A 20,771-nucleotide genomic window follows, 5' to 3' on the forward strand; every position below is an offset into this window, starting at 1 on the left:
TAATCTTTACTTACTTTTAACCTTACTTACTTTTAATCATCGCTGACGTTTGCTCAAGTTACGCCAACCTAATACCCACGATGTAATTCCGGCTCCCATCAGCCCCCATGACACATGTTTCTGGCCTGTGATGAAAAACAGGCTACCACAGATAAATAGTGCTGCGCCGATCCCCAATAAATAGAGAGACTTGCGCTGCCTGAGCTGCTGGTCTTTGAATTGTTGCGATATCTGATCAATGCTGATTTGCAAGCGTCTGTGCTGTTGGAGTGTGCCATATACCAGTTCAGGAAGTTCCGGTAGTTTTTCCGCCCAATAGGGGGCTTTCTCTTTAAAAGCACGCACAATAGCGGGTATCCCAACCTGATCATGCACCCAATTTTCCAGAAAAGGTTTTGCTGTTTTCCATAGATCAAGCTGAGGATAAAGTTGACGCCCCAAACCTTCAACATACAGTAACGTTTTTTGTAGCAGAACCAACTGGGGCTGAACAGCCATATTAAAACGACGGGCAGTATTGAAGAGATTTAACAGAACATGCCCAAATGAGATTTCAGCCAGTGGTTTTTCAAAAATCGGCTCACAGACAGTGCGGATGGCAAATTCGAAATCTTCCACATTGGTATCGGCAGGAATCCAACCAGAATCAACATGCAGTTCAGCCACTCGGCGGTAATCACGATTAAAGAAGGCAATGAAGTTTTCAGCCAGATAGCGTTTATCTTCTTTATTCAAGGAACCGACAATACCGTAATCGATGCCGATATAAGTAGGGTCTTCCGGTTTTTCATAACTAACAAAAATATTACCGGGATGCATATCCGCATGAAAAAAACTATCGCGAAATACTTGTGTGAAAAACACCTGAACACCACGCTCTGCCAACAATTTCATATTGGTGTTCTGTGCGTTCAAAGCCGTAACATCAGACACAGGTATGCCATAAATGCGTTCCATAACCAATACACTCTCCCGACAATAATCGGGATAAACTTCTGGCACGTAAAGCATCGGACTATCTTCAAAATTTCGACGCAATTGAATCGCATTTGCAGCTTCACGTAACAAATTCAGCTCATCAAGCAAAGTTTTCTCGTATTCGCACACGACTTCACGCGGACGAAGACGACGGCCATCCGGCAACAAAGGCACCAAATTCGCCAAACGATACATCAATCGTATATCGGCTTTGATGACAGGCAGGATATCCGGACGAATTACCTTCAGAACAACTTTTTTACCATTTTCCTTCAACCGAGCAGTATGCACCTGAGCGATAGACGCTGACGCCAATGGCTTCGGATCAAAATCCTCAAACCACGTTTCCAAGGGCCCCTCTAGTGCAGTTTCAATTGACTTTCGTGCCACAGCGCCATCAAAGGAAATAACCCTATCTTGCAGCATTGAAAGCTGATCAGAGATCGCCGTAGGGAACAAATCGCGACGGGTAGAGAGCATCTGACCAAACTTGATCCACACAGGGCCGAGTTCTTGCAACGCCAAACGTAAACGCTCACCGAGGGGTTTATCCTTATGCCGATTAGGTATCCAAAACAGGAAGTAACGCCCGAAACGCAACGGCCATGTCAGACGAATATTAGGAATAAGTTCATCCAGCCCATAGGAAAAAAATACTCGGATGATAAAGTAAAGTCGTTTGATTTCACTGGGTGTCATGTTTTCCCTCCAGCGCTGCCAATCGTTTTTCGATTTGAGTTATCTTATTAGCAACAGCATTAACTTCTTCACTGAAATACGCCACTTCCAGCGCGCTTGGGGCCATTTTCCATTCTTCTGTCAATGATTCAATGAAGTAAGTTTTCTTCCTTGCAATGGTATTACTGGCAAGCTTAAGGCATTTCTTCATTATCCGGCTGATACCTTCTGCAACAATATCGCCGACATAAGGGGAAAGGTAATGGGCAGGATCCCACTCAGACATATCCAGCAAAGCTGACCATTGCTGAATAACCTGCATATCCCCTTCAATGACAATTTCACCGCTGTTAATCAGCGCCGAAAGACACTGACGATCCCGTAGTTTGAATAATGCGGGGAGCGTCGTTTTCATTGAGCAATCCGCAGGTTCTAGCCATTGGCTCAAAACATCCACTTGTTTCTCACTGAATATCAATACTAGTGGCGTTTCGATTTCTTTTAATTCGATGGACAGTGTTTTGCCCGCCAGTCTCAGACGGGCAGGCTTTAATACGGTTTCACGGTATAACAGATGATTCAAGGTCGTTTCCAGAAAGGCCACCAGAACCGGAAATAATACCTTGTCATTCGATATCGTAGAATTTGATACCGCAGAATTTTCGCTATGACTTGATGAGGGTGTTTCCATTTCAGAATTTGAATCCTTTATGCAGTGCAACGACCCCCCCGGTCATATTGCTATAGGAAACTTGGTCAAAACCAGCTTCTTCCATTATGCCTTTTAAGGTTTCCTGATCAGGGTGCATACGGATGGATTCTGTCAGGTAACGGTAACTGTCCGCATCTTTGACAACCATCTGGCCAATTCGAGGTAATACATGGAACGAATAAGCATCATAAATTTTGCTCAACGGTGCCAATACAGGTTTGGAGAATTCCAGCACCAATAAGCGCCCGCCTGGTTTAAGCACCCGACACATGGAACGCAGGGCTTTTTCTTTATCCGTGACATTACGCAGACCAAAAGCAATGGTAATACAGTCAAAATAGTTATCTGGGAAAGGGAGTTCTTCTGCATTGGCTTGGACATAACTGACATTGCCCACAATACCGATATCACGTAATTTTTCGCGACCAACTTTCAACATCGAGTCGTTAATATCCGCCAGAACAACTTGTCCTTTTTCACCCACAATCCGGGAAAATTTCGCCGCCAAATCGCCTGTTCCACCAGCAAGATCAAGCACCTTATGACCACGGCGGACACCACTTGCCTCAATAGTGAAACGTTTCCAAATACGATGAATGCCAAATGACATCAAATCATTCATCAAGTCATATTTTGCGGCTACAGAGTGAAACACCTCTGCCACCATGTCTTTTTTTTCTTCTTTGGCTACGGTGCGGAAACCAAAATCAGTGGTTTCTTTTGATTGATCTGCCATGTTATTTGTCCGCTTTTTATTCAAAAAATTTATAGCAAGTGTACCAGCCTTTCCAGCAAAACCCTATCCAGACTTCACTCATTAACCTGCAACGATTGGAAAGATTTATCAATCAACTGTGAATCAATAGGGCGCTTCACATCCACACCTAAATCGCGAAATCCTTCGGCCTGACTAATCAAATTACCTCGCCCCTCGACCAATTTTTTCATTGCAAAATGGTAACTCGCCTGTGCTTTATTGAGGCTTTGCCCCAACCCTTGCATATCATCCACAAACAACCGCATTTTGTCATACATTCTGGCGGCCTTATCAGCAATCAGACGCGCATTTTGGCTCTGATATTCATAACGCCAAAGATTATTGATAGTACGAACAGCAACCAGCAAAGTGGATGGGCTAACCAGCATGATATTATGTTTCAGCGCTTCATCCAGTAACTCAGGCGACTGATTGAGTGCCACCAAATAAGCCGGCTCCACAGGGATAAACATCAAAACGTAATCCAGCGATCGTAAACCGGGCAATTGCTGATAATCTTTCCGGCTCAGGCCACGTATATGCCCTTTTATAGAGTTGATATGTTCCTGTAATGCCTGCGCCTGCTGTTCTTCATCATCACTGTTGAAATAACGTTCATAAGAGACCAAAGACATTTTGGCATCAATGATCACGTCTTTCCCCTGCGGCAGATGCACAATCACATCAGGCTGAAAACGCTCACTGTTTTCAGTTTTAATGTTAACCTGTGTATGGAATTCATATCCTTCACGCAAACCAGAAGCTTCCAGCACACGGGCCAACACCATCTCTCCCCAGTTCCCCTGAATTTTATTATCTCCTTTCAGGGCCTTCGTGAGATTAATCGCCTCTTTTGCCATCTGCGCATTAAGTTGCTGAAGATTACGAATTTCATGAGTTAAGGTATGACGCTCACGAGCTTCCTGCCCAAAACTGTCTTGCACCTGACGACGGAATCCTTCAAGTTGTTCGCGAAATGGCATCAGAAGATTATTGATATTTTGGCGACTATATTCGTCGGTACGGAGCCGATTTTGCTCAAAAATACGATTGGCAAGATTTTCAAATTGGGTATTCAGACGCTGTTCACTGTTGATCAATAAACGTTGTTTTTCCTCGGCCGCCAGTCTGCTTTCTTCAAGCCGAGTGCTCACTTCTCGTAACTCCGCTTCCTGTGCGCTATTAATTTCGCGCTGGGCCAGCAATTCCTGGTTTAATTGCTCACATTCAGTACGCCAATAGTGGGATTGTTCCAGCTTTTCATGACTGACAGCCAGTTGGCTATATAACTCACGTAGTTCCTGCTCTTTTTGTTGGATGCGCTGATGAACGGAAAGCCAGACGAAGCTCCCTCCGCCCAGCAGTCCACTTAAGCCGCCAATCAACATATATAACCACTGGATATCCACCTATACACCCTCGCTAACGCCGTTGTAGCTAAATTCCGGTTAACTCTTCTGGCTCTCTGGCCTCAATGTAAGTTAAATAGACGCTGTATAGATGTCCAGAGTATTTAATAGGTTTATTTCAGTTTGCAAAGCGGCTCGCAATTACTCCATCCGCTCTTATCCCATCCACTCGGCCAGCCAGCGCAGGCCGAAAGCTCCCGGCGCTAAAATACCGAATGCCCAGATCAATGCAGAAGCGAAGTTAGCGAGCTGAAAATGACGTTTTGGCATGGCACAAATTCCGGCTACCAGCGGCACAACGGCCCTCAAGGGACCAAAAAATCTCCCAATGAAAACGCCCCAAACTCCCCAGCGTTCAAAAAAACGATGGCCACGAACCAAAGTTTGAGGATGACGAGAAAGTGGCCACATCTTGCCGACATTTTCTTTGTAGTGGAAACCAAACCAGTAAGAAACCCAATCGCCAAAGAAGGCTCCTGCTGCTGCGGCTATCCATATTGGCCAAAAATTCAATCCACTTTCACCAATCAATGCCCCCAATCCCAATAAAATGATCGTCGCTGGCAACAATAGCGAGATAAATGCCAGTGATTCACCAAATGCAAGGAGGAAAATGATGGGAATTGCCCAAGCTTCATGCGCTTTTACGAAGTTCGTGACCAGTTCGATGATTTCATGCAGGCTCACATTAGTCTTTCCTGTGTTATCAGTGTGATGTCATAGGTTAGCACTGAAAAAACAAACCAATGCTAACCTAATATTTTTATTGAAGAAAATAAGATTGTATTTTTTCACGGGCAGCCATATCAAGCCCGATATCTTTTTCCAGCCAAATATCTACGCTGCCGTAATGCCGATTAATACTATTAAGCGCAGTCAGTAAAAACTCTTCCTTGACGGAATAAACATAAGCAAATTTTTCAACCACACTTTCATTCATGACTTTTGCGTGTTCATTCAATAAATAGTCTCGGTACTGGGCCAGAGTGATATTCGTCAGCAAATAATCTTCCATCACCGTATCCAAATCAGCGCCCAGTGTTAGCAAGACCAGAGCGGACCCAACCCCCGTTCTGTCTTTACCGACCGCACAGTGTTGCACAATCCCGCCTTTCTCTGGTTGCAGCAATAACGTAGCCAATTTTTTATAAGCCAGGTTGTTGATGGGGAGCAATTCGTATAGACGTGACATAAATACTTTGGCATCGAATTGCTCCAAAATCGCCTTATCTAACTTATCCAGATTAGCATCCACTTCTTTGGAAAGCGGGTTTGCCGGAGCATGATGATAATGAGCCCCATTCCATACCTGATCCGGTTTATCCATGATTTCGCTATTATCGCGATAATCGATGATCTGGAAAAGGTTATGATCCACTAAAAAAGCCTGATCGTTTTCTGTCAATCTGTCCAGTGAGCCGGAACGAAATAGCAGCCCTGATTTGATTTGAGCGCCATTACTCAGTGTCTTATTACCTAAGTCACGAAAGTTAATGCCGCCATTCAAAGGAAGTAGTGAAGGATGAGATAAAAATGTTGTGGTCATAGTCACTCTTATTGCGATTAAAATAGACCTTTTTCTTTCAAATTGCTGCCCTGTGGCGATAACTTGAAACCTATTGGTACAGAACGTTATGGAAACAAATAATTATTGATACTGTTGGATTCGATTGATAGTTATTAGCATAAATAGCTATTTATGCTAATAACTGTTAGCACAAAACGTTATGACATTATCAGATTTTAGAATGAAAGGAAGAGAAGATCACACAAACGATAGGGCCAGAACACTCTGACCCTTGATGTCAGGTATTACAGCAAGTGACGAGCAGCCTCAACAACAATTCCCAGCACGTTGCTTTCTGTTTTCTTCAGCAGCTCAGCATCTGGAATTTCCTGTTGGGTACGGTTAACAATTACACCTGCTACCATACCGGCACGCAATCCCTGACTTGCACACATGGTCAGCAAGGTTGCTGATTCCATCTCGAAGTTCATGACGCCCATTTCCTGCCACTCTTTCATGGAACCTTGGAAACGGCGAACAACACGGCCAGAATAAGTATCGTAACGTTCCTGTCCTGGGTAGAAGGTATCGGAAGAAGCCGTCACACCAACGTGAGTCGCAGAGCCGGATGCTTTCGCCGCTGCATACAGGGCATTGGTACACTCAAAATCAGCAACTGCTGGGAATTCCATCGGTGCAAAGTGCAAGCTGGCACCATCCAAACGAACTGCGGCTGTCGTAACCAGCACATCGCCTACATTAATGTGTGGTTGGATCGCGCCAGTCGTACCGATGCGCAGGAAAGTACGCACTCCCAATTGTGCCAATTCTTCTACAGCAATCGACGTTGAGGGGCCGCCAATACCTGTAGAGCAGACAATAACGGCTTTTCCGTCAATTTCTGCACGCCATGTTGTAAATTCACGATGGGAAGCCATATGCACTGGGTTATCCATCAATCGCGCAATTTTCTCAACACGGTTAGGATCACCTGGCACAATCGCCAAAGTTGCGCCTTGCAGGTCACTTTTAGTGATACCTAAATGAAATACATCAGACATATCAAACTCCTCAACGGATATGATTCAAAATATGGATACCTAAATTTAGTGAATACTCTGACACTTTTTAGTGATTAAAATCATCTTGAATTAATATAAAGAAGAAACGTATACATATATTTGTGACAAAAATCACAATTGAAAAATAAAATAATGCAGTGAGTATAATGCTGAAATAGCAACAATATTCGAAGAACAATCACAAAGCCTAAAAACAAAAAAGCGCCCTTTGCAGAGCGCCGTGACATTATTGACATGACAAGAGTGATTTACATGACAAGATTGAGAAGCAATACACCACACAGCCCAATCCCCCATGCAATTGTTGTAGGAATTGACCAGACGATCACTTGTTGCCTAGCATCTTTAATGCCCATCATCCGGTTAACCACCCAGAAAAAACAATCATTGAAGTAACTGAAGAACAGTGTACCTATCATCGCAGCTTGAGCCGCTACCAACATATTAATATCAGGTATATGCTTGATAACAGGAGCTGAAATAGAAGCGGCGGTAATCATTGCCACGGTGCCAGAACCCTGAATTATACGTATTAGCGTCGCAATGATAAACGGAATCAAGACCGGTGTTATTGGCAGGCTGGCAATATATTGTGCCAGTATCGTCCCCGTCGAACTTTCGTTTAATACGGCACCCAATGCACCTCCAGCCCCTGACACCAACAAAATAATACCTACGGTTTTTAACCCTGCCTCCAAATGTTCAATCACCTCGTGTTTACTGACTTTTGGCATTAGCGTATAAATTGCCAGCAAGACGCTGATTGCCAGCGCGATAATCGGTGAGCCAAGGAAATTAAAAGTCTGGAAATAGAAACAGTTTTCCTTACCAGCAAATGCCTCGCTTCTCAGTAGCATTCCATTAATTACATTAATCAAAATCAGAACAATCGGTACGACAATAGGCTGAAGGGAAAGAAATAGGCTCGGTAGCAATTTGTTGGATTTTTCTTCCATATAACGCTGATGAACTTGTTGCAAATCTTCTGAATTTTCGTCTATATCAGCAAGCTGGTATTCAGGATATTTAGTTTCCAACCACTTAGCATAAAGGGTTATGCCAATAACACATGGAACCGCCAGTATCATACCAGCCAACATCATTGAGCCTATACTCACCCCGAATATCCCAGCCACACCGAGCGGCCCCGGAGTCGGGGGAACAATATGGTGAGTCACCACCAGTCCCCCTGCCAGTGATACTCCCAGCGTCAATGTATTGCGTTTACCTTTCTTCGCTAATGCTTTCACCAGCGGATAGAGAATCACAAAAGCCGAATTAACAAATATGGGGATACTGACAATATAACCGGTAATCGCCAGAGCCCATTCTTCGCGCCTTTTCCCCAGCCATTTGATCAAGCTATAAGCGATCCGTTCAGTTGCACCAGACACCTCCAATATCCGCCCCATCATGCTTCCTAAACCAATCACAATGCCAATACTGCCTAATGTTGAACCAAACCCTTTGGTGATCACCTCAACGACATTGCTCATCGTTAAACCGCCAGAGATCCCCGCGATTATCGCAGCAATTAACATAGCAAGCAGTACGTGAATACGAGTGCGCAAGACCAGAAAAATCAGCGTAAATACCGCCACTCCCAATCCAATAATTGGAATGTAAAACTCAATCATAAAACCCCATTTCAATCTGTATTATTGGCAATAAATGCACGAATAACATTGCTGAAAGAATAACTACTGGCCCAAAACCTGCGCCACCAGTATATCCAAAGTTTCCTCCGTCATAGCCCCTTTGAGGCTATTTTTGTAAATTATGTAGTTTCAGGTTTATTTCCTGCAGGCAATTTACCAAGCCGATTCTTGAATCAGAAAGATTCACTCTGAACCCTATCCGCCAAATGCAAGGGCTAAACATATAAGATAAAAAAAGCAACGAATACATATAATTGTGATGAAAATTACAATTAAAAGAGGAAATAATGTAGTGAGTGTGATGAGACCAACGCCAGGGATTGTTCTGAAGCGCTGAGTTACGTCATCTATTACTACTCTTTGTTTTAGCACAATTTCCAACTCGGATATTTGTTCAATAAGGTAAAGATAAAGTTGGAATACCTGCTCTTATTAATGACTGTGCGATTCCCATCGCTCCCAGTCCTATAACCCCTATTTTTTGTATTGAATTATTCATGAGGTTCCCCGGTGTTGTGTGGCTATTTGTTACCTTTTAAATCTTCACGTAGATAATTTCACAAAAAAACGATAGATATCACATTCACCATTTATATTTCACAACATAAAAAAAGAGTAATTAATTGAATTAAAATATTTTTTTATGAATTAATTGGAGAAACCCATTCCACATACTAGTGTGATAAGAAAGTAATTAACATAAATAAAATTACTCAGTATTTAGATGCCTAACCATCCAAAACAAGGTGCATTTGAAATATTGTGCTACTGTAATAGTTAAATCTGTCATTTATCTTTATCTCATAGCATTTCTACTACTTTGTTCCTATGAACGTACCTAAATAAGTGTTTTATCCGGTAAAGCCGATAAAACCTCAATAAGAGGGGAAGTTACGATGGGCTTTTTTGATCAAATTGCTAATATGCTGAGTGGAGGGAAAAACCAGCAACTCCAGCATATGATGGACTGGGTTGAAGGTCAGGGAGGAATAAGTGGACTAATTGAAAAGTTTTCCCAGCAAGGGCTAGATGGCACGATCCATTCATGGATTGGTTCAGGAGAAAATTTACCTATTCATGCGGATCAACTTTCTTCTATTTTTAGCTCTTCTACGATCCAACAGTTGGCAGAAAAAATTGGGATAGATCCCAACGAAGCGTCTTCTTTGCTATCTAAACATTTGCCCAATTTAATCGATAAAGTCACGCCAAACGGTGAGGTTCCAGAAAATCTGGATTTAAAATCCGCTGGCATGAATCTGTTGAAAGATAAGCTGTTGAGTAAATGATCCTTTTTGCCCACCACATTTCATCATCTGTGGCGGGCATTTCAACTTATCTATCAATTTTCAAGTTAACTATTCACTGAGGAACGCAGACGTTTTGCTGCTTCTACCATATTCGCCAATGATTGTCTGGTTTCTATCCATCCACGGGTTTTCAGGCCACAATCTGGGTTTACCCACAAGCGCTCAACTGGGATGCGATCAGCCGCTTTACGCAGTAACGCTTCTATCCATTCAACACTTGGCACGTTTGGTGAATGAATATCATACACTCCAGGGCCAATCTCATTCGGATATGAGAAATCTTCGAATGAATCCAGCAGTTCCATATCCGAGCGAGAAGTTTCAATGGTGATCACATCTGCATCCAGTGCTGCAATGGAAGGCATGATGTCATTGAACTCGCAATAACACATATGGGTGTGGATCTGAGTGTCGTCTTCCGCAATTGCTGCACTCAGTTTGAAGGCATCCACCGCCCACTCCAGATACGACCGCCATTCTTCTCTGCGCAGTGGCAACCCTTCACGCAATGCAGGTTCATCAATCTGAATGATGCCAATACCAGCTTTTTGCAAATCATCAACTTCATCACGTAAGGCCAGCGCAATCTGTTTAGCGATAGTTTCACGGCTGACATCTTCCCTTGGGAATGACCAACAGAGAATCGTTACTGGCCCCGTCAACATTCCTTTCACCGGTTTATCGGTCAGGGATTGTGCATATGTCGCCCAATCTACAGTAATTGCTTCTGGGCGGCTGATATCACCAATGATGACTGGTGGTTTCACACAGCGGGAACCATAGCTTTGTACCCAACCATTTTGAGTGAAAACATAACCGTCAAAATGCTCACCAAAATATTCCACCATGTCATTACGTTCAGCTTCACCATGCACCAGCACATCCAGTCCCAGACGTTCCTGTTCTTGAATCGCTTGTTTGATATGTTCACTGATATTAGTTCGGTAATGCTGACTATCCACTCGGCCTTTTTTGAAATCTAGACGCAAGCCACGAATTTCCGTTGTTTGCGGGAATGAACCGATGGTTGTTGTTGGCCACAATGGTAAATTATAACGTTGGCGCTGGAGTTTGGCGCGCTCAGGATATGCTTGATTACGTTCACTGTCTTGTGGCTTGATTGCAGCAATCCGTTCAGCGACCGAAGAGTTGTTCACTCTTGTAGAGCTGCGGCGAGCACGAATGGGGGCGCTATAAGCATCCAGTTCAGCCTGTTTACTGCCTTCTGATGCATTCAGTGCCTGTGACAGCAAAGACAACTCCGCACATTTCTGCAATGCAAAGGCAAACCAGCTCTTCACTTCCTCATCCAGCCCTGTTTCATCATTCAGGTCAATCGGGCTATGCAGTAATGAACAGGAAGTGCCGATCCACACATATCTCTTACCTAACAACGATGTGACAAGTTGGTATTTTTCGCTCAAATCTGCTCGCCAGACGTTGCGACCATTAATGACACCCAATGAAAGCAACCAATTTCCTGGCAGGGATTTATCCAGATCCTCAAGGGAATCTTGCCCTGCGACCAAATCGACATGCAGACCCTGCACTGGTAATGATTTAATCGTCGCCAGATTATGCCCGATGCTATCGAAATAGGTCGTCAGCAGCAATTTCGTCTGCCCCTCAAGTGCCTGATAAGCCGTTGAGAACGCCTCAAGCCACAGTTCTGGCAGTTCCAGCACCAGCGCAGGTTCATCAATCTGTACCCATTCAATGCCACGTTTTGCCAGTTCTGCCAGTACTTGTTGGTACACAGGAAGGATATCGGCCAATAAAGATAAGCGATCAAAAGCCCTGCCCTTCACTTTACCAAGCCACAGATAAGTCACCGGCCCCAGAAGAACAGGTTTTATTTTATGTCCTAACGCCAGAGCTTCATCCACTTCATCCAGCAATTGCGTCCAGCCCAGTTTAAATTCCTGTCCTTCCTGAAATTCAGGCACGATATAGTGATAATTCGTGTTGAACCATTTGGTCATTTCCGAAGCGGCGGCTGGTGTGCCCGTTGGTGCCCTGCCACGGGCAATGCGGAACAGAGTATCCAAATCAATGTTGCCATCTTCATTTTGATGACGCGGTGGAACGTTGCCCAATAACAAGCTAGTGGTCAATACTTGGTCATACCAGGCAAAATCACCAACGGGGACTAAATCAACACCCGCTTCTTTTTGTTGTTGCCAGTGATATGCGCGCAATTCACGGCCTGTCTCCAGCAATTCCTGTTGAGAAATTTTGCCTGCCCAATAATTTTCCTGCGCCTTTTTTAGCTGTCTTTTCAATCCGATACGTGGAAAGCCTAATGTATGATTCAAAACTGTCATGTCGTCACCCGTGAATTTTAGCCATCTAGATGTTTACACTTCTATAATCAACATGTAGTGTATAAACCACAAGCGCAAATTATTCATTATCATCTTGAAGGTTTTTCATGATCGAAATAAAACATTTAAAAACGCTACAAGCATTGAACCATTGCGGATCGTTAGCAGCAGCAGCAAATTACCTGCATCAGACGCAATCTGCCCTCTCTCACCAATTCAGTGAGTTAGAACATCGACTGGGATTTAAGTTATTCATTCGTAAAAGCCAGCCCCTACGGCTGACTCCTCAGGGAGAAGTGTTATTAAGACTAGCAAATCAGGTATTGCCCTTGATTACGGCTTCTCTGCGTGAATGTAATGAACCAGAAGAGACGAATCTACGTATTGCCATTGAGTGTCATAGCTGTATTCAATGGTTAACACCAGCACTTAAACGTTTTCGTGATAGCTGGCCACAGGTTAACGTGGATTTTAAATCCGGTGTGACGTTTGATCCTCAGCCTGCGCTGCAACAACGGGAACTGGATATTGTTCTGACATCTGACATTATTGCGGACAGCAATCTGCACTATACGCCGCTATTTGACTATGAAGTGAAGCTGGTGATTGCCCCGGATCATCCATTGGCGAATAAGCGAGATATCAGCCCACAGGATCTTGCCTCTGAAACCCTGCTGATTTATCCCGTCCAGCGACAACGGTTTGATATCTGGCGACGTTTTCTCCAGCCTGCGGGGGTCACTCCGACATTGAAAACCGTCGATAATACCCTGCTGTTGATCCAGATGGTTGCAGCTCGTCTAGGCATTGCTGCATTACCGCATTGGGCAGTAGAAACATTCGAAAGGCAAGGATTGGTTGTAACCCAAACGTTAGGGGAAGGATTATGGAGCAGATTGTACGCTGCCAACCGAGAAGGAGAACAGCGCCAACCTGCCATTGATACATTTATTCGTTCTGCGCGCCAGCACGCGGTGGATAATTTGCCGTTTGTGAAGCGGGTTTCAGTATCCAGCGGTGATGTACCCAAAGTGACGCAACAATCAGGCTGCCTCCAATGGTAAAACTCAGCCAATCTGGATGCTGCTGCCAAATTGCAAAATTGACCAACAACCCTGCCGGAACCAGCATATTATTCATAATTGCCAATGTTCCGGCATCCACTTGGGTCGCGCCATAGTTCCACATAAAGTAGCCAATACCGGACGCCCCAACACCTAACCAAATCAGGACTCCCCACTGTAACTGAGATGTCGGTAGCTTTTGTGGATCACCAAACATCAGCCAACCGATAATCGCGACAGCACAAGCTCCTAAATAGAACCATGAAAACGCCACTCGCTGTGGGATCGGATGGACTTCCATCAAGCGCTTATAACCAACCTGACCAACCGCAAAGAAAATATTTGCCAATTGCACCAGCACCAAGCCAATCCAAAAAGATTCACTCAGTCGGTCATAACGAATGATCGCCGCACCAACCACAGCCAACAAAGAGCTCAGAGCATAACTCCAACGCAGCCGTTGCCGTCCCATCAAATCATAAATCAATGTGACATAGAGCGGTGTCATGATGGTAAACAGCAAAAATTCTGCCACGGTCAGGTAGTGATAGGCGTGAAACACAAACAAATACATCACACCAAGCTGACAAGCGCCAACAGCCATATAAAGTGAAATAACTTTCAGCGATAACCCACGCCAGCGCAAAAATGGCAAAAATACCATTGCAGCCAGCACTACCCTGACCAGCACAGAAAACCAGCTATCAACCTGACCAGCGAGATAAGCACCGATCAGGCTAAATGAAGCGGCCCACAAAAAAGTTGTGATTGTTAACAGCCACATAATTTATTGGTCTTTACCTACTTTTATTGATCTTTTCCGACTAAAAGCGCTTCTAGCAAATCAAGATCATGCAGTAACGTTTGTAGTGTTTCATTACTAATTTTACGGGTTGCACGCAGGTGATACAGCTCCCCGCGTTCAGCCCTTAATGCCGTCAAGCGGAAACGGCGTTCTAGCTCTTCAACCATCAGATCATGTTCGATTTCATCCGTACCCGCAGTGCGACGCCGCAAATAACCGGTAACTCGGGAAGCTATTTCACTAATAACTTCTGCATCCAGTTCTTCTTCGGTGCTGGCAGACAAGCGCTCTTCCATCTTGTTCATACTGACAATGGCAACTTCAGCCATTGCTGATTTTGCCATTCTGATTTCATTCAGATCCGCCTGCTTATCCCCCACTTTCATGCCACGCAGCAGCAATGGTAAGGCGACAACCCCCACAAACAGGGATAACAAAATCACACCCGCTGCAATGAAAATCAACTGATAACGTGCGGGGAATGGATCACCATCCGGCAGGAACAATGGCACAGACAGTGCACCTGCTAGCGTAATCGCCCCACGAACACCAGCAAACGAAGCCAGGCACAGCTCACGAGTAGTATAAGAAGCAAACTCCAGCGGTTTCTTTTTCATTAACACTTTGCTGATATTTTTCATCAGCCATAACCAGACAAATCGCAGTAATACCAAAGCACCGTAAATGATACCAACAGCAGCGAATAGCATCCAAGTTTCAACATGCGGATCAATCTCAGCCTGAGCCACCGAAGTTTCCCAGATACCCGGTAATTGTAGCCCCAGCATGATGAATACAAGGCCGTTGAAGACGAAGGCCAGCATTCCCCATACGTTATCGGCACGCAGACGCATATCCAGTGGGGCATTGCGGATCACTCCCGCCTTACTGATAGTCATACCCGCAGCAACCGCCGCCAGAATGCCTGATACCCCGATATGTTCAGCAATCATGTAGGAGGCGAATGGCAACAACATCATGAACATGATTTGAGTTGCAGGATCATCCCCACTCCAACGGCTCATCAGTCGCAGTGATTTACTGTACAACCATGTGATGGCGATACCAGACAACAATCCACCAATCGCAACCTTGAAAAACTCCACCGTTGCGCCAGTGACAGTAAAGACCATCGTTCCCATAGCAATTGCCACAGCAAATTTCAGAGCCACCAGACCAGAAGCATCATTCATCAATGCTTCCCCTTCCAGCACACTCATCATATTTTTAGGAATGCTCCCTTTTCCGACAATCGATGACAATGCCACCGCATCGGTTGGTGATAGCACCGCCGCCAGAGCAAAAGCAGCAATGAGTGGAATACTCGGCAATAACCAATAAATAAAATAGCCAATGCCGACAACCGTCACCAATACCAACACTAAAACTAAAATAACGATTTCGCGCCCATGCTGGAAAAACTCTCTGGTTGGTGTTTTCCAACCATCAACAAACAACAAAGGCGGGATAAGTAGAACGAGGAATAATTCAGGATCGAAAGTAACGTGTAAACCAAAATGAGGCCAGGCCAGCAGCGCCCCCATTGCTATTTGCACTATCGGCAAGGGAACACGGAACGGAATCATTTTAGTAAGAACACCAGAAACTGACACCACCAAAATCAAGATCAAAATAGTAAAGAATATTTCCATGTTACCCTTACAAATTGCCAAAAATCCGTCGGTGAAAAGATTGTGACTGTTTTTTACCGCTAATAACAGCGCTAATAACCATAAACATTATAGTTATTAAAGAAAATCAAAAAACAATCACATTATGAATCAATGACCAGCAAGTCATTAGACTATTTTATACTTATCGGTGAGAGTGTGTTGAAAAATTAGCAGTTTTTGAAATGTATCCGACGGAGGGAGGAATGCGCAAACGGTTAAGGCTTGCGCATGATTTTTTAATCAGATGGCCCAATTTCCGGCATAAAATATCACTAACACAATGGCAAGAATAACCGTACCAATATTCAGCTTACGCCATTCACCAGAGAAAATACGCCCAACCACCAATGCACTGAAACCCAACATAATGCCTGTAACAATGTTGCAGGTCAGTACGATAAATACCGCACACAGCAAGCCGGACATCGCATCAACAAAATCATCAAAGTTCAGCTTCCGCACATTGCTCAACATCAACAATCCGACATACATCAAGGCGGGAGCCGTAGCATAGGCAGGAACCAAATAGGACAATGGAGACAGAAATAAAATCAACAGGAACAAAATACCGACAATGGAAGCAGTTAAACCGGTTTTACCACCAGCAGCCGTTCCTGCGGCGGACTCAATATAAACTGCGGCAGGAGAAGAACCGATAGCCCCCGCAAAGATACTGCTCACAGAATCAGCCGTCAGTGCCTTACCACCATTGATAATCTGACCGCCCTTATCCAGTAAATTTGCCTGCCCTGCCACTGCCCGAATCGTTCCTGTCGCATCAAATATCGCTGTCATTACCAACGCTAAAACGCTCGGTAACACAACTGGCTGTAAAGCTCCCATAATATCCATGCTAAACATCAAGGACAGGCCATCTTCCCCTAACGTAGGAAATTTAAAGAGTCCTTGATATTTTACAGCCGGGTCAAAAATCAAGCCGAGAATTGAGATAGCGATAATCACCAGCAAAATACCACCGGGGACTTTCTTCCGTTCCAGACCGATAATTCCCGCCAGCCCTAATAACGTCATAATTACGGGAAATGCGGTCAATGAACCAAAAGCGACGGGCAAACCTGCGTGGGGATTCTTAATCACCAGCCCAACACCATTAGCTGCAATCAACAATAGAAACAACCCGATACCAATGCCTGTTCCATGTGCAATGCCCATTGGCATACTGCGCAAAATCCACGCTCGCACACCTGTCACTGAAATCAACGTAAACAGACATCCCATCAGGAAAACCGCGCCGAGTGCCACGGGAATACTCACCTGCTGCCCCAAAACCAGACTGAACGCCGTAAATGCGGTCAACGAGATCGCACAGCCAATCGCCATAGGCAAATTAACCCATAATCCCATCAATAATGAACCGATACCCGTCACCAGACAGACAGAAATAAATACGGCAGTATGAGGAAATCCGGCTTGTCCAAGCATACCCGGCACCACAATAACGGAATAGACCATCGCCAAAAATGTTGTTAATCCAGCGAGAACTTCCTGACGTACCGTCGATCCACGTTCAGTAATCTTAAAATACTTATCGAGTTTGCATTGAGTTGGTGCCTGCATACCAGACATGTTTTTCCCCTGCTTTTTGTTGAATATTTCATGTTGAAAATCTATCGCCATCTCTCTCTACCTCCAAAAGAAAACGATTACGTCACAAGATAGCAAAGATCGGCGCTGTACTCGTTGGTTCAGCCAGTTATTTACGCAATCGTTTGGCTTTTCAGGCAAAAAAATGGTGAGAAAATTTAAGGCGGATGATTATCCAGCGAATCAGGGAGAAGAATCAAGCAATAATCGAAAATTTTGTTTATCTAATGTAAATTAGATAGTTCCATTGATGGAGAAAATAAATAATAAAATACCATCTAATTAATCAATAGAATACTTCATATTTGTATTATTTTTTACTCAATAATATCGGATATACCTTTAACATAGGAAATAAAATGAAAAATCGGATAGTAACCTGTTCATTATTACTATTTTTCAGTAGCAAGCATACGCTTTTCCTTAAGTCGAATTATTGCTCCACAAATGATCGTATCATCAGGAATTACTGGAATATCTAACGCCTTTATCTATGTCTCTATTCTTGCCACTTTAATCGCCATTGTATTTTATACCTTTCGTCTTTCAAGCTGCAGCTTTGTTAGCTGCAACTATAAATCCATTGGGTAATATATTATTTTTTTAAAAAATTACAAAAAATAAATTAAAATTTCAAACTTCATCCAACGAATTACCTTTTTAAATAAAACATTATAAAATAAACCTTGTTATATTTTTAGTGTTTATTACTGACATATTATGAATACTAATAACATTAATCATTATTATATTTATAACATCCCCATTAATAAGCAATAAATAACGTGAAGTAGAGCTCTATTTTGATAACTTCTTTAGTCAAAACCAAAAACATTATGTAATGTCCGTTTCTCTGTACCATAAGGAGAAACTATGTTAATTAAAAAACAAAACGGTAGTCGCTTTTTACGAACAGTGGAATGGCTGGGCAACGCGTTACCCCATCCCGTTATTCTTTTTGTCATCCTTATCTCTATCTTATTGATCTCTTCAGCAATCGGACAATATTTTGATATTACGGCTATCGATCCACGCCCTGAAGGAGCAAAAGGGCGGGCAGAAGATGGGCTAATTCATATCGTCAGCTTACTTGATGCGGATGGTATCCGTAAGATCTTATCTAATCTGGTGACTAACTATACTGGCTTTGCTCCGTTAGGCACGGTGTTGGTTGCCTTGCTAGGTGTCGGTGTTGCAGAACGTTCTGGCTTGCTTTCTGCTCTGATGCGTCTGGTGGTCATGAAAGCCCCTCGCAAACTGACTACGTTAGCCATTGTGTTCGCAGGTATTATGTCAAATACCGCAGCAGAGTTGGGTTATGTCGTGTTGATTCCATTATCAGCGATAATTTTCCTCTCTCTTGGACGTCATCCACTGGCAGGATTGGCGGCAGCTTTTGCGGGCGTATCAGGCGGTTATTCCGCCAACTTGTTATTAGGTACGATTGACCCATTGCTTTCCGGCATCACCCAACAAGCTGCACAGATTATTGATCCGACTTATGTCGTCGGGGCGGAAGCCAACTGGTATTTCATGTTTGCCAGTACCTTCTTGATTTCCATTCTTGGTTACTATGTGACGGAAAAAATCGTTGAGCCACAGCTTGGACCCTATAAAGGGGAACTGGATGAGGATGAAAATACGCTGAAAAATTCAGCGAAAATCACTGGTCGCCGCATCACTGACATTCGTTGCACTGGCTGTGCTGTTGTCATTAAGTGTCCTACCTGAAAACGGCATTCTACGTAATCAGGAAACTGGATTAATCAGCAATTCCCCCTTCCTGAAATCGATTGTTGTTTTTATTTTTCTCTTCTTTGCTATTCCGGGAATGGTATACGGATATGTCGCCAAAACGATGAAATCCAGCAAGGATGCTGTGGATGCAATGGCACACTCCATGAGCACTTTGGGTTTATATCTGGTTATTATCTTCTTTGCCGCCCAATTTGTTGCTTTCTTTGGTTGGACTAATATCGGCCAAATCATCGCAGTGAAAGGCGCTAACTTCCTTAATAGCATTAACTTGAATGGCGGCCTGTTATTTATCGGTTTTATTCTGATTTGTGCCTTTATCAACCTGATGATTGGCTCGGCATCTGCACAATGGGCAGTAACTGCACCGATCTTTGTTCCCATGCTGATGCTGGCAGGCTATGCACCGGAAACTATTCAGGCAGCGTACCGCATCGGTGATTCAGTCACCAATATCATTACGCCAATGATGAGCTATTTTGGCCTAATCATGGCAATCGTAGTGAAATACAAGAAAGATGCAGGTATCGGTACGCTTGTTTCTATGATGCTGCCTTACTCTCTGATCTTTATGTTCGGTTGGTCGCTGTTCTTCTATATCTGGGTATTTATTCTGGGCTTACCTGTCGGCCCTGGTTCACCAATTTATTACAATCCAGCCAGTTAAGACGATAAAACTCATGCCCTGTATCTTTACAGGGCAATTTGTTAAAATTGATGCATATTTACTCAATAATTACGAGGATATGTATAAGGAGCCTTAAACAGTGTTTGCACAATTTTCCGGTGGTTCTACTGATTGGGGGCAAGGTATGTCGAGTCATAACAACGCAGGGGATCAAACAATGCCTTATTTGATCCACGATGCAGAATTCAATCGCAAATTACGTATTTCAGAGAAAAATAGAGAACATACTAAAATGTTCTGGAAAATGGCGTGAAAAATTTCACTTTTTCGGATTTCATAGCCCCTTATGGGTACCGTTTTGTGAAATCACTCAAGCAAGATCAATTTCGTATGATAACTACAGACGATAATCCGGAAACCGTTTATGCAGTTATGATTAGGTTCCGTAAAGACATTATCGTCGATAAAGAAACATGTACCCAAATCATGGTATGACATACTTTTTCTGCTGAACACCAAGATGCTATAAGCAGTTTCCCAAGGCAATTTTTCAAATACCTATTAGAAAACTACAACATTATTGTCACTGATGAAGAACAAACAGGCGATGGTAAACGTTTTTGGCAGGTAATGATTGCATGGTCTATCGCAACGGGCTATCACGTATATGTTTCTGATGGCACTGAAATAGACCGTCCATTAACACAAGTCCCATCAATGGACTAACTCATTGAAAAATTGGAAACATTCTGTTGGGGATATGATACCTAAATACACCGCCATCGCCTGATTGTTATCAGCAAAAATGCTTTGTTATGTTATAGGA

At 43.6% G+C, this 20,771-nt stretch carries 15 protein-coding genes and 1 pseudogene; 4 read left to right on the forward strand and 12 right to left on the reverse strand.

Features of this window, described 5'->3' with window-relative positions; all coding sequences use genetic code 11:
• Nucleotides 1–36 precede the first annotated feature (36 nt).
• From ubiB to H8A87_RS14135, 8 genes are all read right to left on the reverse strand, one after another.
• A complete protein-coding gene (gene ubiB, locus H8A87_RS14100; protein ID WP_198690583.1) occupies nucleotides 37–1,677 on the reverse strand; it encodes a ubiquinone biosynthesis regulatory protein kinase UbiB in 1,641 nt (546 codons plus the stop codon).
• Nucleotides 1,664–2,347, reverse strand: coding sequence for a ubiquinone biosynthesis protein UbiJ (gene ubiJ / locus H8A87_RS14105; protein ID WP_198690584.1), 684 nt, complete (start codon nucleotides 2,345–2,347; stop codon nucleotides 1,664–1,666). Before ubiJ ends, ubiB begins: the two co-directional genes overlap by 14 nt.
• 1 nt (nucleotide 2,348) lies before the next feature.
• Nucleotides 2,349–3,104, reverse strand: coding sequence for a bifunctional demethylmenaquinone methyltransferase/2-methoxy-6-polyprenyl-1,4-benzoquinol methylase UbiE (gene ubiE, locus H8A87_RS14110; protein WP_198690585.1), 756 nt, complete (start codon nucleotides 3,102–3,104; stop codon nucleotides 2,349–2,351).
• 74 nt (nucleotides 3,105–3,178) lie between these two features.
• The gene (gene rmuC, locus H8A87_RS14115; RefSeq protein ID WP_198690586.1) at nucleotides 3,179–4,534 is read right to left on the reverse strand and encodes a DNA recombination protein RmuC; all 1,356 of its coding nucleotides are present in this window, start codon (nucleotides 4,532–4,534) and stop codon (nucleotides 3,179–3,181) included.
• Between the two features lie 156 nt (nucleotides 4,535–4,690).
• Nucleotides 4,691–5,221 carry a DedA family protein gene (locus tag H8A87_RS14120; protein ID WP_198690587.1) on the reverse strand — a complete coding sequence of 177 codons (531 nt, stop codon included), beginning with the start codon at nucleotides 5,219–5,221 and terminating at the stop codon, nucleotides 4,691–4,693.
• A 76-nt stretch (nucleotides 5,222–5,297) separates the two neighbouring features.
• Entirely contained in the window at nucleotides 5,298–6,080 is a 783-nt protein-coding gene (locus H8A87_RS14125) for a tyrosine-protein phosphatase (protein ID WP_198690588.1), read from the reverse strand.
• A 266-nt stretch (nucleotides 6,081–6,346) separates the two neighbouring features.
• Nucleotides 6,347–7,102 (reverse strand): uridine phosphorylase, encoded by a 756-nt coding sequence (gene udp / locus H8A87_RS14130; protein ID WP_198690589.1) that lies wholly within the window; start codon nucleotides 7,100–7,102, stop codon nucleotides 6,347–6,349.
• A 269-nt stretch (nucleotides 7,103–7,371) separates the two neighbouring features.
• Nucleotides 7,372–8,760 (reverse strand): GntP family permease, encoded by a 1,389-nt coding sequence (locus H8A87_RS14135; RefSeq protein ID WP_198690590.1) that lies wholly within the window; start codon nucleotides 8,758–8,760, stop codon nucleotides 7,372–7,374.
• 917 nt (nucleotides 8,761–9,677) lie between these two features.
• Here H8A87_RS14135 and H8A87_RS14140 point away from each other — a divergent pair.
• Nucleotides 9,678–10,070, forward strand: coding sequence for a YidB family protein (locus tag H8A87_RS14140; RefSeq protein WP_198690591.1), 393 nt, complete (start codon nucleotides 9,678–9,680; stop codon nucleotides 10,068–10,070).
• A gap of 65 nt (nucleotides 10,071–10,135) precedes the next feature.
• Here the strand turns inward: H8A87_RS14140 and metE are convergent, their stop codons facing one another.
• On the reverse strand, nucleotides 10,136–12,415 hold the full coding sequence (gene metE / locus H8A87_RS14145) for a 5-methyltetrahydropteroyltriglutamate--homocysteine S-methyltransferase (RefSeq protein ID WP_198690592.1): 2,280 nt from the start codon (nucleotides 12,413–12,415) through the stop codon (nucleotides 10,136–10,138).
• A 107-nt stretch (nucleotides 12,416–12,522) separates the two neighbouring features.
• Here metE and metR point away from each other — a divergent pair, with 107 nt between their 5' ends.
• Entirely contained in the window at nucleotides 12,523–13,479 is a 957-nt protein-coding gene (metR, locus tag H8A87_RS14150; RefSeq protein ID WP_198690593.1) for an HTH-type transcriptional regulator MetR, read from the forward strand.
• Here metR and H8A87_RS14155 read toward each other — a convergent pair.
• The 3 genes from H8A87_RS14155 to H8A87_RS14165 all read right to left on the reverse strand — a co-directional run bounded on the left by H8A87_RS14155 (nucleotide 13,364) and on the right by H8A87_RS14165 (nucleotide 17,544).
• The gene (locus H8A87_RS14155; RefSeq protein ID WP_198690594.1) at nucleotides 13,364–14,263 is read right to left on the reverse strand and encodes a carboxylate/amino acid/amine transporter; all 900 of its coding nucleotides are present in this window, start codon (nucleotides 14,261–14,263) and stop codon (nucleotides 13,364–13,366) included. The two genes, metR and H8A87_RS14155, sit on opposite strands and share 116 nt — an antisense overlap.
• Nucleotides 14,264–14,286: 23 nt before the next feature.
• Nucleotides 14,287–15,936 carry a Na+/H+ antiporter gene (locus tag H8A87_RS14160; protein WP_198690595.1) on the reverse strand — a complete coding sequence of 550 codons (1,650 nt, stop codon included), beginning with the start codon at nucleotides 15,934–15,936 and terminating at the stop codon, nucleotides 14,287–14,289.
• A 261-nt stretch (nucleotides 15,937–16,197) separates the two neighbouring features.
• Nucleotides 16,198–17,544 carry an NCS2 family permease gene (locus H8A87_RS14165; protein ID WP_198690616.1) on the reverse strand — a complete coding sequence of 449 codons (1,347 nt, stop codon included), beginning with the start codon at nucleotides 17,542–17,544 and terminating at the stop codon, nucleotides 16,198–16,200.
• Nucleotides 17,545–18,435: 891 nt separating this feature from the next.
• On the opposite strand from H8A87_RS14165, the pseudogene H8A87_RS14170 reads away from it, so the two are divergent.
• Together H8A87_RS14170 and H8A87_RS20335 are read left to right on the forward strand one after the other, a co-directional pair.
• Nucleotides 18,436–19,984: pseudogene (locus H8A87_RS14170) on the forward strand (AbgT family transporter).
• A gap of 100 nt (nucleotides 19,985–20,084) precedes the next feature.
• Nucleotides 20,085–20,258 carry a hypothetical protein gene (locus tag H8A87_RS20335; protein WP_332460375.1) on the forward strand — a complete coding sequence of 58 codons (174 nt, stop codon included), beginning with the start codon at nucleotides 20,085–20,087 and terminating at the stop codon, nucleotides 20,256–20,258.
• The last annotated feature ends 513 nt before the right edge of the window (nucleotides 20,259–20,771 follow it).

Origin of the sequence: Xenorhabdus lircayensis, from assembly GCF_016306625.1 — a bacterium.
GTDB lineage: Bacteria > Pseudomonadota > Gammaproteobacteria > Enterobacterales > Enterobacteriaceae > Xenorhabdus > Xenorhabdus lircayensis.

Excerpts from the sequence above, each read along its gene's own strand:
- ubiJ (WP_198690584.1), bottom strand. The coding sequence starts at position 2,347 with ATGGAAACACCCTCATCAAGTCATAGCGAAAATTCTGCGGTATCAAAT.
- ubiE (WP_198690585.1), bottom strand. The coding sequence starts at position 3,104 with ATGGCAGATCAATCAAAAGAAACCACTGATTTTGGTTTCCGCACCGTA.
- H8A87_RS14135 (WP_198690590.1), bottom strand. The coding sequence starts at position 8,760 with ATGATTGAGTTTTACATTCCAATTATTGGATTGGGAGTGGCGGTATTT.
- H8A87_RS14140 (WP_198690591.1), top strand. The coding sequence starts at position 9,678 with ATGGGCTTTTTTGATCAAATTGCTAATATGCTGAGTGGAGGGAAAAAC.
- H8A87_RS14125 (WP_198690588.1), bottom strand. The coding sequence starts at position 6,080 with ATGACCACAACATTTTTATCTCATCCTTCACTACTTCCTTTGAATGGC.
- H8A87_RS14155 (WP_198690594.1), bottom strand. The coding sequence starts at position 14,263 with ATGTGGCTGTTAACAATCACAACTTTTTTGTGGGCCGCTTCATTTAGC.
- metR (WP_198690593.1), top strand. The coding sequence starts at position 12,523 with ATGATCGAAATAAAACATTTAAAAACGCTACAAGCATTGAACCATTGC.
- H8A87_RS14165 (WP_198690616.1), bottom strand. The coding sequence starts at position 17,544 with ATGTCTGGTATGCAGGCACCAACTCAATGCAAACTCGATAAGTATTTT.
- metE (WP_198690592.1), bottom strand. The coding sequence starts at position 12,415 with ATGACAGTTTTGAATCATACATTAGGCTTTCCACGTATCGGATTGAAA.
- ubiB (WP_198690583.1), bottom strand. The coding sequence starts at position 1,677 with ATGACACCCAGTGAAATCAAACGACTTTACTTTATCATCCGAGTATTT.
- H8A87_RS14160 (WP_198690595.1), bottom strand. The coding sequence starts at position 15,936 with ATGGAAATATTCTTTACTATTTTGATCTTGATTTTGGTGGTGTCAGTT.
- udp (WP_198690589.1), bottom strand. The coding sequence starts at position 7,102 with ATGTCTGATGTATTTCATTTAGGTATCACTAAAAGTGACCTGCAAGGC.